Raw genomic sequence first — 12,989 nt, 5'->3', positions numbered from 1 at the left:
AAACAACGTGGACGAACAGAGATCGGAATCCAGCAACATCAGAAGACTCCCTGGATGACTTCGTCGGTCCGGTCCGCGAATCCTTGTTCGGTTTCGTTCAAGTAGGACTCCCATGTGTGGGCGTCCCAGATTTCAACCCGATTCCCTAGGCCGATCACCGCAAGTTCACGCTCGAGTCCCGCGTATTTGCGGAGAATCTGCGGGATGGTGATGCGCCCTTGTTTATCGGGTTGTTCTGCCGAAGCCCCAGAGAGGAACACGCGCAGGTAGTCACGTGCGTCCTTACTGGTCATGGGTGCGGTTCGCAGTTTTTCGTGGACTGTTTCGAACTCTCGGGCTGAGAACAGGGTGAGGCAGTGCTCTTGTCCGCGAGTTACTACGAGTCCACCAGCCAGTTCCTCCCGGAACTTTGCGGGCAGGATGAGGCGACCTTTGTCATCGAGCCGCTGCATATGCGTACCCAAAAACATGTCATCTCACCCCTTTCGAAACTCCACGAGCTCCGACAGGGACCACTGTACTCCACTTTCCCCCACCAAATACACCTTTTCGCTCATAAACACTCTGAGAACATCTATAACCGCAGGTCAGATAGGTGGAGGAAAGTGGGAGAAATTTTCGTAGTTACGTGATTTCTCATGATGTTGACCGGTCTTTTCCGGGGTTACACCGCGCAGAAAGCACTATGGGGAGGAAAGTGGAGGCATCAGGTGGGGCAAAGTGGGGAGGCCTGGTGGTGCAAAGTGGAGATGCCATGAGCAATAAGCCAAAATGGAGAAATGAGCACACCCACAGAGGCAGAAATCGCATCCATCGCTGATCTCGCGGCACGAGCCCGCAATTCCATGAATACGGTTCTCGACGGCAAAGACCGCGTTGTTGAGCTCAGCCTGATTACTCTTTTGGCTGGCGGACACCTTCTCCTCGAGGACGTTCCTGGCGTGGGTAAGACCTTGCTCGCTAAAGCGCTGGGGCGAGTGGTGGACGGGTCAGTTCGACGCATTCAGTTCACACCGGATCTCCTCCCCTCCGACGTCGTGGGTGTGAACTTGTTCAACCAGGAAACCCGCCACTTTGAGTTCCGCGCAGGACCGGTCTTTTCCAACGTCGTCATTGCCGATGAAATCAACCGCGCTTCACCTAAGACCCAGTCCGCAATGCTGGAGTGCATGGCGGAAGGACAGGCGAGCGTCGACGGGACCACATACCTCATGCCGCAACCGTTTATTGTGGTGGCAACTCAGAACCCTATTGATATGGAGGGCACGTATAGCCTTCCAGAGGCTCAGCGTGACCGTTTTATGATCCGCACCTCTGTGGGCTATCCGTCGGTTGAGTCTGAAGCTCAAATGCTGGCGCACAACACTGGGCGCGATCCTCTCGATGAGTTGAGCCCTGTGACCACGTTGGATGAAATTGAGCGCGCCCGCACGGTGGTCACGAATGTCACTGCAACGGATGAGTTGCGTGCCTATATGGTCCGCTTGCTCACCGCTACCCGCTCGCATGACGCCATTTCCGTGGGAGTATCTCCACGTGGTGGTGTGCTGTTGCTACGGGCAGCTCAGGCCCATGCTGTTCTCAACGGTCGCAACTACGTGACACCTGATGATGTGCAGAACTTGGCTGAAGAAGTTTTAGCTCACCGCATTATCGCGGTTGAAAGCGACCACCCCGAACACACTTCTCAACTGATCCGTGACGTGGTGGCCGCAACTCCGGTTTCCTGATGCGCGTTACGACTTCTGGCATTGTCTTTTTGATTGCAGGCGTGAGTCTGTGTATTGCCGCGTACCGTTTTCAGCTTCCCGCGCTGTTGCCCGTGGGTATTCTGTTGGTGTTCCTCACGGTTTTTTCGCTTCTCTTCGCTCTTGTGACCAGCACCCGTATGAAGGTGAAGCTCCGGGCGTTCGCGCCGCACGTCAGCGGATATCCACTCACGTATGTCGGAGCTGACACTGATGTGCGTGTCAGCGTGACGAACGCTCTTCCATTTCGCAGCGGGTCGTTTTATTTGGAGATTGAGCCAGAGAACGGGTTCGGTTTCCCACAGGGCGTCAATGTGCCGTCTGTAGCTGGCGGTGGAACCGTCGAGGTGGATGCAACCTTCACTCCTTCGGCCCGAGGTCTTCGTGGACTTTCCGCTGTCACAGTGGCAGTCAACGGTCCCTTTAAGCTGACGATGTTTAAGAAGAAGGTGTCTCGAGGGCTCAAAGTTGCGGTGGCTCCCCCACGGGTTCAGTTGGCTGGACCAGGAATGAGCGGCCGCCCTAATCCGCTGGCTGAAACAGACCGCTTGTCACGCGGAACTTCAACCCGTGATTTCTATACTCGCGAATACACGCCGGGCGACGACTTGCGCCACGTGCACTGGAAAACGGTTGCGCGCACCGGTCAGTTGGTGGTCAGGCAAGAAGCGGATGAAGATAATCCTGCGGCGGCTGTGATCGTGCACGGGGAAGGCATTTCACACCCCGTCGAGTTCGATCTTTTGGTCGCCGCGGCAGTGAGCGCTACGCATGCTCTCACCCGGTCTGGTTTTACGGTTCACGTCGTTATGGGTGAACAGTCGGTTCGAGCTGAGGCCGGCGAACGCAATTTACCGGTCGACGTCTTAGCTGCCCGCGCAAGTACAGCACCGGCACGTATGCCGTCTGCTCGCGAAATGCGCGCCTTGTCAGAACTTGTTGTCTGTGCCCCTGATCCCGATCACGTTCCGCGCATTACGGGGGGCCAACGTGTTCGCACGCACCGGTGGTACGCCTCGGATATCGACAGTGAAACGATTGAAGATATGAACTTCACAGGCATGTTCGGCGGCGATGTAGATCTTCCTGCTCAGTGGAGCCTGCGAGGTGTGGCATGAGAATAGTGTCAGCTCTCACAGTCTTCGTTGCCATGGCGCTCTCCGCGGTGGCGACCTCGGCCGTCTTCAGCGACTGGAACTGGTTCGTGCCCACCGTCGCGGTCATCTTCCTCACGGTTGCGACCGGGTGGCTGGCACGGCTGTCCGATGTCGCACGAAACACCGGACTCACCGTACTCGTGCAGTTCGTGGTGGGGTTTTTTGCTGTCATTGCGGTTACCCTGCCTGCAACCACACTTCTGGGGATCATCCCTACAGGGAGCAGTTTTACTGAACTCGCAGGGTCGATCGCGCAAGGCTTCCGAGATGTCTACGCTGCTCCAGCTCCAGCCCCATCGACTGCTGGGCTGACCGTCCTCGCAGCCGTGTCTTTTGCGCTTCTGACCATGCTGGTTGACAGCCTGGTCCACGACCTGCACTTAACCCACATCGCCGGAGCGTTAGTCCTGGCTACGTGGCTCATTCCCGTGTTCATTGCGGCTTCGTCAATCCAGTGGTGGCACACGTGCGCCGTGGCGGTCGCGTTCATTCTGCTTTTGCTCACTGCACATGCCGGAACGTCGCGCGGTTTCTTATGGGCTGTCACAGCCGGCGCTCTTGCCCTTTTCTTAGGTATTGGCCTCCCCCTTCTCATGCCACCGATTGTTCCGCAAGCGAACAAGCCAGCTGGGGACGACCAAAACGTCAAAGTCATCAATCCGTTCCTCGACCTGCGCGCCAATCTGACCAACAAGAGTGACGACGTCGTCTTCTCCTACGAATCTACCGACCCACTCGAACCTCCTGTGCGGTTAACCTCGGTGTCGGAATTCGACGGCAAGAAGTGGGCCCCAGCGGCTTTCTCCTTTAAACGCGGAGCTTCACCGGATGCAGGCCTTCCCGTGGGCGACCTCGGGCCAGACATTGAAGCCAACACATACACCAGCACTTTTGCGATCACTGGGCTTGGTGGCAACCACTTGCCGGCGCAATATGCGCCGATTGAGACCTCGGGCTTGGGCGACAGGTGGATCTACGGCCGGGACACTCTCACGATTGTGGGTAACAACGTGGGTGTTGACGGTCTCAACTACTCGGTGAAGTACCGTTCGGTTGAGCCCACGTCAGAGCAGTTGAAAAAGGCTCCAGCGGTGAAAGAGGACGCCTTTGAGCAGTATTTGAAACTGCCCAACGATCTGCCCAGCGACATCCGGGAAGAAGCCTCCAAAATCACCAAGGACGCTGAAACAGACTGGGACAAAGCCGCGAAGTTGCAGGCGTACTTCCGTGATTTCGAGTACTCGCTCGACGCTCCTAACGAGGCCTCCGGAAGTGTCCTTTCCCAGTTCCTCAAAGACCGTCGCGGGTACTGTGTCCAGTTTTCAGCAGCAATGGCCACGATGGCGCGTATGGAAGGGATCCCGGCGCGCATCGGGGTTGGGTTCACGGCTGGTGAGCCCAATGACGCTGGCGGTTATGACGTGACCATGCAACGGTCCCACGCTTGGCCAGAACTGTACTTCGAAGGTGCGGGGTGGGTGCGCTTCGAGCCCACTCCGGGAGGGCCTGCAGGTCCTCCACCTCCGTGGTCGATTGAAGGTGGCGAGGCCCCAGAACCGGAAGAGCCCACTCAGGAGCCTTCGGAGGAGCCGGCCCCCGAGGAAGAGGAGGCGGCCGAACCTACTCCCACCCCATCAGAGGAGCCTGCGCCGGAAGAGGAACCAAAGGCGACCTCGGCGGTTCCGTTCCTTGTAGGAGCAGGCGTGCTGGCGTTGATCCTTCTGGCTCTGGTGCCGTTTGTGCTGCGTACCCGCGCCCGTAGTCGGCGCCTGCGCACCCCGCTGAATGCGAACTTGGTGTGGGAAGAGATTCGGGCGACCGAGGTGGATTGCGGTTACGCTGTCACCCCGTCGGATACGCTTGCGAAACGCGGCCGTGACCTGGCCGAACAGTACCCCGACCACGCGCAGGACATTGAAGCGCTTATTGGCGCATTGGAGCGCGAACGCTACGCAGGCACGGATCGTGAAGCCCTGGATATTGACGCGCGCGGGCTGGTCGCAGATGTGAAAAAGGACAGGGCGGGCTCAGCGTTTGCGCGGGCACGAGCCACCCTGTGGCCACGGAGCTTGTGGAAGAAGAAGTAAGGTCAGAACGAACCGCGACGCTTATCCCAGCGTTCTTCGACACGGTTCATGAAACCGCTTTTGTTTGGCTTGTTTGCCTTCCCTTGAGCCTTGGGAGCGGATTCGTGAGATTTTGCTGCCGGCGCTACCGCGAAAGCGTAGTAGGCACCTCCTACCATGAGGAAGAACCCGAGCACTCCACCCACGGTGGACAGCGGTGAGGTCAAAAAGAACACTGCGCCCAGGGCTACAGCTAAGCCAACGACCATCACGAGCGTTCCAGTGACGAGGTGTTTGGGTGACAGCGCGATACCTGCTGGGCTGTGGGATTGTGAAATATTTTGCGCAAATCGAGGGTCTTCATTTCGCAACTGCTTTTCCAGCTGGTCAAGAAGTTGCTGTTCATGTTCCGACAGCGCCATCACAAATCCCCCATTTCAAAGCTCGGTATCCCTATCATAGTCGGTCTTGCGCGTGGGTGCGCCATGGGTTTTATCAGGATTCGTACGAATGAGTGACGCACGTGAAATTGCGCCCTTCCCAAAACGATTCCGAACAGCGTCTAGCGCGATTTCTGAATCCCGTTTTCCAGTGCCGTGATCTTCCAAGGTTCCTTGCCGTCCCACCTCGCCGAGGTCGTTGAGATCGCCCGCGCGAACGCCCAGTAGGCGCACCCCGGTCCCTCGTTTGTGGAGGTTACGTAGGGCAGGCAGAAGGGCGTCGCGGAACTCGCTGGCGACGTCGCTGGGTGCTTCCAAGGTCACGGACCTGGTGAACGTTGAGAAGTCCGAGGTGCGATATTTCAGGCCCACGGTTCGGGCTGCTTTACCTTCTTTGCGCACACGGCTTGCCACGGTGTCAGCTAAGCGGATGAGCTCGAGTTCAAGCTCGTCGATGGAAAAGATGTCGGCTGGGAAGGTGTGCTCGGCACTGATCGAATGGTCCCGAACCCGGCTTGGGTCCCGTGAGTCCTCGCCATGGGCAGATGCGTATAGACCTTTTCCGTGTGCACCAAAGCGGGCGTTGAGCCAAACAGGTGAACACGCAGCGAGCTGACCAATCGTAGTGATTCCGTACCGTGCGAGTTTGTCTTGCGTCTTACCCCCTACTCCGGGGATTGCTTCAACTGGCATGTCGTGAAGAAACTGGGCAACTTGAGCGCGGGGAACAATCAACATGCCGTCAGGTTTAGCCCTGGCAGACGCCATTTTTGCGACCACGCGAGAATGGGCGACACCAATTGAGGCAGCCAAGCCCGTAGCCTCGCGAACCTGGGCGCGCATGTCCTGAGCGATGGCCCCCGGGCTTCCCAGTCTGCGCACGGCCGAAGCGACGTCGATATACGCTTCGTCAACGCTCACTTGATGCACCTCGTCGGTAAAGGTTTTCAGGATGTCAAAAACCCGGGCGGAGTACTGCGTGTACAGGCCACGTGACGGTGGGATCACCACAGCTGACGGGCACTGGGCGAGCGCCCGGCTCATGGGCATGCCCGCATACACCCCATATGCTCGTGCTTCATATGAAGCCGACACCACGACTCCCCGGCCTGCACGGCCACCCACAATCACCTCGGCACCCTTGAGGTCTGGGCGATCTAACAGCTCAACTGACACGAAGAAGGAGTCCATGTCCACATGCAGAGTGGTACACCCGGTGTCGTCGCCGGACAGTGCGGACAGGTCCCCACCAGACCGGGCGAGTTGCTTGCGGCTCACACTTCCCCCTGTAGGCTTGCAGGCATGGATCGGTTACATCAGCCTGCGGACATTATTGCCCACGTCGACGCTGTTTTGGAACAGGAACTTGGCACGTTCGCTCATGAACTGGCTGGTTTGTCGCCCGTGGCCTCTGAACTCACCGACCCGATTCGCGCCTTCTGTGTGGGCGGAAAGCGGATTCGTGCGCTCGCCACGTGGTGGGGGTATCAGCTGGCGGGTGGCACCCACCCGGGAATCGCGCATGTGGCGGCGAGTGTTGAACTTCTTCACGCGGCCGCGCTCATTCACGACGACATCATTGATAACTCCGATACGCGACGGGGTAACCCTTCCACTCACGCGTTCTTCTCCCAGATGCACGGCAGTGCAGGGTTTGAGGGAAATGCCAGGAGCTTTGGCATCAATGCCGCGATCATTGCCGGTGACGTGTGCCTTGGGCTGTCCGAACAACTGTTCAACGCTTCCGGTCTGAACGTGGCTGACCCGAATGCTCGGGCCACACACGACGCGTTTCGTCGAGACGTCATGCTGGGGCAATACCTGGACATTCGGATCCAAGCGGCACCGGTCCCGGACTCCCAGATTGTGGACCGGGCCATGGAAGTGCTCACGTACAAGTCCGCAAAGTACTCGGTTGAACAGCCCTTTGAACTAGGGGCGCGCTTGGCAGGTGCAGAGCCTCAGTTTGTGCACGATCTTTCGGCGTTTACCTTGCCACTTGGACAAGCGTTTCAGTTGCGAGACGATGAACTAGGTGTGTTTGGCGATCCGCAAGCGACCGGCAAACCCGCAGGTGATGACCTTGTTGAAGGTAAGAAAACCGTTCTTGTAGGGCTGGCGTTGGCACGCATGAGTAATGAGGACGCCCGGTGGTTCCGTGAGCGCTTGGGAACGGACACAGACACCGACCGCATGATTGCGCTCCTGGACGAGTGCGGTGCGAAACGCGAACACGAAGAGCTCATTGAGACCAAACTTCAAGACGCGTTCGTTGCGCTGGACACTCTGAGCCAGCACGGTGTGGGCTCGAATGACCTGGAGCTATTACGCACCTACGCCAACCGACTCACACGCCGGGATACGTGAGGGTTAGTACGTAAGAGCGCTACGGGCCTTACAGCGCAAGTGCTTGAGCACGTCGGCGCACTTCGGCTTTAGCACCTTTTCTCAAGTGGTCGATGGGACGTCCGGGAAGCGTCTGGTCTTCAGCGAACAACCAGTTGATGATTTCTTGGTCGTTCATACCCGCGTCGTCCAAGAGTGTGATAGTTCCACGCAGAGCGGGTACCGGCTCGTTGTCCTTGAAGAACAACTCCGGAATCTTCACTACGTGCCCGTCCTTAACTCCGCACACATACCGGTCTTCCAGCAGGCGACGGACCTTCGACGGAGTGACTCCCAAAAGCTGGGCGACTTCTTCACGTGTGAGCCATGTGTCAACAGTCATGGTTTAAGAGTACTTGCGACACGCCGCACTGCAAACCCACCTAAACGTGGCTGGCCGCAACTAATCTGGAGGTGCGAAACCCGTCTTCCCCCGGAGCATTTTTCATGACCAATTTCCGCTCGTCGCGCCAACGACCTCCGCGCACGCACCCCGGTGCCGATGCGCTCGAAGTCGAGGCTCTACTCCAGCGGGAACACGAACAGCCGCGCAAACTCCCTGAACGTTTTGAAGAACGCCCGCTCATTGACGACGCGCCCGGATTCACCTCGGGCACCCTGACCGAGGCCGTTCCAGTCACGCACGGGGGGCGCACCTACCGGGTTAAAAGTTCAGACACAATACTGAGCATTGCGAAAAAACACGGGGTGTCGATGCCCGCCCTGGTGGAGCTCAATAACCTGACAGGAGGGGCAGTACGTCCCGGTCAGATTCTGTCCTTGCCAGAAAAGAACGTTGCTCCACCACCGGCCTCGCACCGCGTGCGTCCGGGTGATTCGCTCGAATCCATTGCGTTGAAATACTCAACTTCCGTGGGTGCGCTCATGCGCGCCAACGCCATGACCAGTCAGCACATCGTGGTGGGCGAACTTCTGATGATGCAGGGGTCAGGGGCAACATCCGGCAGGACTCGTCCCACATTTGACCACCGGCTGCCTAAACTTCCCACGCACCACGGTGACGAACCGTACCCAGAGTCCGTTCTTGCAGCCGCTAGGTTTAACAAGTGGGTGCTTTCAACCAAACCTGCACCACGCCGCGACTGGGTGTACACAACACTGACGCGGTTGGCTTCAGAAATTGGTGTGAGCCCACATTTAGGGCTTGCGATCGCCACTCAGGAGTCGGGCCTGAATCACCGAACCGTCTCCCCCGTTAACGCGATTGGCATTATGCAAGTGACGCCACGAGCCGGAATGTGGGCGTCTTCGCTCGCGGGGCGTCAGCTCAACATCACCGACCCGGCTGACAATATTGTGGCCGGACTCGTGATTCTCCGCTCACTTATTGGCTCAACCGAGTCGGTACCAGCAGCAATCGCCGCGTACTATCAAGGTGCTGGAAGCATCGAAACGCACGGTCTCGCAGCAGATACACGCGCATATGTACGTGCCGTCCAAGTGCTCGCCAACCGGTACGCAACAACCGGATCCACGCAGTCAGCTGACAGCCACCTCGGCGACCCTTCTGCGGACGGTGAACAGTGAAAGACCCTCTCGTAGGCACCGTGCTCAACGGTCGCTACCGCGTCGATGACAAAATCGCGCGTGGTGGTATGGCCATGGTGTATTTGGGCACCGATCTGACCACGGACCGGCAAATCGCCATCAAGGTCATGCATGCGCACCTGGCAACAGATTCGTCGTTCGTTGAGCGGTTCGAACGCGAGGCCATGAACGCAGCACGGCTTGAACATCCCAACCTGATTTCAGTCACCAACCAGGGGCGTGACGGGGATGTCGTGTACCTGGTGATGGAATACCTCGAATCCGTCACCCTGCGCAAGGAACTTCGCCACCGGGGCAAACTGACACCTCGGCAGGCAATCGTCGTCAGCAACGCGATCTTGGCAGCGCTCGAAGCTGTCCACGACGCGGGCATGATCCACCGTGACCTCAAACCGGACAATGTCCTGCTGGGCACGGATGGCACAATCAAACTCACCGATTTTGGGCTGGCCCGCGCGGTCACCACGGCAACTACCACCAAAACGCTCATCGGAACGGTGGGGTACGTGGCGCCGGAGCTGGTCACCCGGGCGGGAGCGGACGCGCGCACCGACCTGTACACACTGGGCATCATGCTGTACGAAATGCTTACCGGGTCCCAGCCGTACACCGACGAGGTGCCCATTCAGGTGGCGTACCGGCACGTACACGACCGGGTGCCCGCCCCCAGTGAAGCGCTCCCAGGACTGCCACCAGCAATCGACGCGTTGGTGCTGTGGGCGACCTCGCCGGAACCGGAAGATCGGCCAGAGTCTGCCAGCGCTTTTAGGCAGGCGTTAACCGAGGCGCGTGCGGAACTTAGCGATGACGAGCTTGACTTTGGTGCGACAGACCCCGTGGATGACTCTGGTCCAGTCATCACCGCGACCGCTGATGTCGAATCATCGGACCCGATCGAGCTACCTAACGAAAAGCCCTTGAGCAGCGAAGATGTCGAAGAGGAACACGAGGAGCTGGAACACGGGGCGCAGAGCGACGCTGCCGAGACACCCTCCCCCACTACCGTCGTACACACCGCTGACGTGGAGGAGCGCAAAGCCGACGATGAGCACGCAAAGGTAGCGGCCACCTCGGCTCCCCATCCCCGGGTAGCACGTAGGCGGCGCACCATTTTTGCCCTGATCGCGGTTGCCGCCATCGTGGCGCTTGTTGCGACTGGGATTGTGTGGAACCGTCAAGCGTCGAACGCTCCTAAGGAAGTGCCAGCGATTGCCACTGGCGTGGACCAGTCTGACGCGAAAAACATGGTTGAATCGGCTGGTTTGACCGTTGCGATTACCCAAAAATTTAGTTCAGACGTGCCCGCTGGCAGGATCCTCGAAACGCACCCCGCCCCTGGAACACAGGTCGAACCGGGTGGCACTGTCACGCTGGTGGTGTCTAAGGGGAAGGACCTGGTTGCTGTTCCAAAACTCACCGGTCTCAAACGTGGCGACGCGGACAAAGAAGCCGAAAAGGCTGGAGTCACGATTGGCAACGTGGAGGACAAGTACTCTGACGCACCCAAGGGTGAAGTCATCCACCAGTCCCACAAGCCCGGTGAGAAGGTTGAACGCTCTGAGCCAGTGAACATTACGGTGTCGAAGGGCGAGGAGCCTATTTCGGTGCCAAATGTGAAAGGTTTGGAGTTTAAGAGCGCCTACCACAAGATGCTCAGGCTAGGTTTCCGAGTGGGAACCGACGAGCGGTACCACGACACGGTTCCAAAGGGACGGGTCATCTCGCAACACCCCGCCCCTGGAACGCCTAAGCACCCAGGCGACTTTATCCTTCTGCGTATTTCTAAAGGGAAGAAACCGACAGATGACAAAAAGCCTCAAGAGGACAAGAAGGACGAAGCTCAAAAGGGCGAAAAGAAGGACAAGTAGCCCTTCTAAGTCCTCTTAGCCCCTGGACCTTAGCCCCCTGGCCCGTCAGTGAGACGTCAGGTACTCCGCGACTTGGAATGCCATTTCGAGTGATTGGTCGTGGTTCAGACGTGGGTCAACACGTGTTTCGTAGCGACGACGCAGGCCCTCTTCGTCGATTTGAGCGCCTCCACCCATAACTTCGGTGACGTCGTCACCGGTGAGTTCCATGTGAAGGCCACCTGGAATGGTTCCGGCTTCTGCGTGTGCGTCGAAGAAGCCCGAAACTTCGCTCATGACGTCTTCGAAGCGGCGTGTTTTGTAGCCGTTGGAGCTGGTGATGGTGTTTCCGTGCATGGGGTCGCACACCCACGTGACGTGTGGAAGGTCGACGCTTGCGAGTAGCTTTGGGAGGCGTTCGCGGATTGTTTCTGCTCCCATACGGGTGATGAATGTAAGGCGCCCTGGGGTGCTGTTGGGGTCGAGCTTTTCGGCTAGGCGCAGTGCGTCATCAGCGGTGGCTGTAGGACCGAGTTTGACACCGATGGGGTTCTTCACACGTGACAGGAAGTCGACGTGTGCGCCGTCGATGTCGCGGGTACGTTCGCCGATCCACAGGAAGTGGCCGGATGTCCCGTATGGTTCGCCGGTTCGTGAGTCGATTCGGGTGAGCGCCCGTTCGTATTCGAGGAGGAGCGCTTCGTGGGCGGCGAAGAATTCAACTGAACGCAGGTTGTGGAAGTCAGCACCGCAGGCTTCCATGAATTTGAGTGCGCGGTCGATTTCGGCTGCTGTGTGTTCGTAACGCTTGTAGTTTTTGTTGGCGCTGAGGAAGCCACGGTTCCACTGGTGGACGAAACGCAGGTCTGCGAAGCCACCGGTGGTGAAAGCGCGAATGAGGTTCAACGTAGATGCCGAGGTGTTGTATGCCTCGAGTAGGCGTCGGGGGTCGTGACGACGGGCTTCTTCTGTGAATTCGTGCGAATTGACGATGTCGCCGCGGTAAGACGGGAGGGTGACACCGTCGCGTGTTTCGGTGTCTGCTGAACGGGGTTTTGCGAATTGGCCGGCCATGCGTCCGATTTTCACGACAGGTACTGATCCACCGTAGGTGAGGATGGCTGCCATTTGCAGAATGGTTTGAACGCGGCGGCTAATTTGGTCAGCGGTTGCATCTGCGAAGGTTTCTGCGCAGTCGCCACCAGCAAGAATGAAGGCTTCTCCGCGTGAGGCCTTTGCGATGTGTTCGGTGAGAACGTCTGCTTCACCGGCAAAGATCAGTGGTGGTTGCTGGCGTAGCTGGTTGAGTGCTGTTTCGAGTTCGTCAGCGTCGAGATAGGTGGGTTGCTGTAGCGGGTTGAGTTCGCGCCAACGCTCCAGACCGTCGATGGTCTGTTGTGTTGCTTGAGCGGTCCCTGCAGCGGTGAACATGTTGTCGTTCAACTTACCTACCTTCTGTTAGTCAAAATCTTCGGGCGACACGTGGTCGAGGAATTCGCGGAATTGTGCGACTTCTTCCTCGTCAGCTTGAGGCGCGTCGATTCCAATGTCGTCGAGTAGTTCTTGAGTGGTTTCAATTGTGCACTGGGAGATGAGTGCCATGGCGACGGCGTCCGAGGGGCGGGCGGATATGACTTTGCCGTCGCTTAAGTGGAGTTCAGAGTAAATGATGTGCCCGTCGCGGTGGGTGATGACGACTCGGTCGAGTTCGGTGCCGAACGCCTCGATGATGTCGACGAGTAGGTTGTGGCTTAGAGGCCGAGGTGGTTCCCACCCA

12 protein-coding genes are annotated in these 12,989 nt (G+C 58.2%); 6 read left to right on the top strand and 6 right to left on the bottom strand.

Annotated features, from left to right (window positions below):
• Window positions 1–38: 38 nt before the first annotated feature.
• The gene (mraZ, locus tag QP868_RS05245) at window positions 39–470 is read right to left on the bottom strand and encodes a division/cell wall cluster transcriptional repressor MraZ (RefSeq protein ID WP_102238258.1); all 432 of its coding nucleotides are present in this window, start codon (window positions 468–470) and stop codon (window positions 39–41) included.
• A 309-nt stretch (window positions 471–779) separates the two neighbouring features.
• Between mraZ and QP868_RS05240 the strand changes: the two genes are divergently transcribed.
• The 3 genes from QP868_RS05240 to QP868_RS05230 are packed head-to-tail and all read left to right on the top strand — an operon-like array spanning window position 780 to window position 4,992.
• Complete coding sequence (locus QP868_RS05240; RefSeq protein WP_284925560.1) at window positions 780–1,730, top strand: AAA family ATPase; 951 nt, start codon at window positions 780–782, stop codon at window positions 1,728–1,730.
• Between the two features lie 41 nt (window positions 1,731–1,771).
• Window positions 1,772–2,866, top strand: a complete 1,095-nt coding sequence (locus tag QP868_RS05235) for a DUF58 domain-containing protein (RefSeq protein ID WP_284925559.1) — start codon at window positions 1,772–1,774, stop codon at window positions 2,864–2,866.
• Window positions 2,863–4,992, top strand: a complete 2,130-nt coding sequence (locus tag QP868_RS05230) for a transglutaminase TgpA family protein (RefSeq protein ID WP_284925558.1) — start codon at window positions 2,863–2,865, stop codon at window positions 4,990–4,992. The genes QP868_RS05235 and QP868_RS05230 overlap by 4 nt, the downstream gene beginning before the upstream one ends.
• 2 nt (window positions 4,993–4,994) lie before the next feature.
• Here QP868_RS05230 and QP868_RS05225 read toward each other — a convergent pair whose 3' ends face one another.
• Both QP868_RS05225 and dinB read right to left on the bottom strand, forming a co-directional pair.
• On the bottom strand, window positions 4,995–5,393 hold the full coding sequence (locus QP868_RS05225) for a DUF3040 domain-containing protein (RefSeq protein ID WP_284925557.1): 399 nt from the start codon (window positions 5,391–5,393) through the stop codon (window positions 4,995–4,997).
• 15 nt (window positions 5,394–5,408) lie between these two features.
• A complete protein-coding gene (gene dinB, locus QP868_RS05220; protein WP_284925556.1) occupies window positions 5,409–6,689 on the bottom strand; it encodes a DNA polymerase IV in 1,281 nt (426 codons plus the stop codon).
• A 24-nt stretch (window positions 6,690–6,713) separates the two neighbouring features.
• Between dinB and QP868_RS05215 the strand changes: the two genes are divergently transcribed.
• Window positions 6,714–7,778: a polyprenyl synthetase family protein gene (locus QP868_RS05215; RefSeq protein WP_284925555.1), complete on the top strand. Its 1,065-nt coding sequence runs from the start codon at window positions 6,714–6,716 to the stop codon at window positions 7,776–7,778.
• Window positions 7,779–7,806: 28 nt separating this feature from the next.
• On the opposite strand, the gene QP868_RS05210 is transcribed toward QP868_RS05215, so the two are convergent.
• Entirely contained in the window at window positions 7,807–8,139 is a 333-nt protein-coding gene (locus QP868_RS05210) for an Rv2175c family DNA-binding protein (protein ID WP_284925554.1), read from the bottom strand.
• A 104-nt stretch (window positions 8,140–8,243) separates the two neighbouring features.
• Between QP868_RS05210 and QP868_RS05205 the strand changes: the two genes are divergently transcribed.
• Both QP868_RS05205 and pknB read left to right on the top strand, forming a co-directional pair.
• Complete coding sequence (locus tag QP868_RS05205; protein ID WP_284925553.1) at window positions 8,244–9,344, top strand: lytic transglycosylase; 1,101 nt, start codon at window positions 8,244–8,246, stop codon at window positions 9,342–9,344.
• The gene (gene pknB, locus QP868_RS05200) at window positions 9,341–11,233 is read left to right on the top strand and encodes a Stk1 family PASTA domain-containing Ser/Thr kinase (RefSeq protein ID WP_284925552.1); all 1,893 of its coding nucleotides are present in this window, start codon (window positions 9,341–9,343) and stop codon (window positions 11,231–11,233) included. The genes QP868_RS05205 and pknB overlap by 4 nt, the downstream gene beginning before the upstream one ends.
• Window positions 11,234–11,278: 45 nt before the next feature.
• Here pknB and QP868_RS05195 read toward each other — a convergent pair whose 3' ends face one another.
• Window positions 11,279–12,643: a class II 3-deoxy-7-phosphoheptulonate synthase gene (locus tag QP868_RS05195; protein ID WP_284925618.1), complete on the bottom strand. Its 1,365-nt coding sequence runs from the start codon at window positions 12,641–12,643 to the stop codon at window positions 11,279–11,281.
• A 27-nt stretch (window positions 12,644–12,670) separates the two neighbouring features.
• On the bottom strand, window positions 12,671–12,989 hold a 319-nt coding region (locus tag QP868_RS05190), incomplete at its 5' end, for a bifunctional nuclease family protein (RefSeq protein ID WP_284925551.1).

It is taken from the genome of Brevibacterium sp. UMB1308A (assembly GCF_030230605.1).
Taxonomy (GTDB): Bacteria; Actinomycetota; Actinomycetes; order Actinomycetales; family Brevibacteriaceae; genus Brevibacterium.
This window is presented reverse-complemented; position numbering and strand designations above follow the sequence as displayed.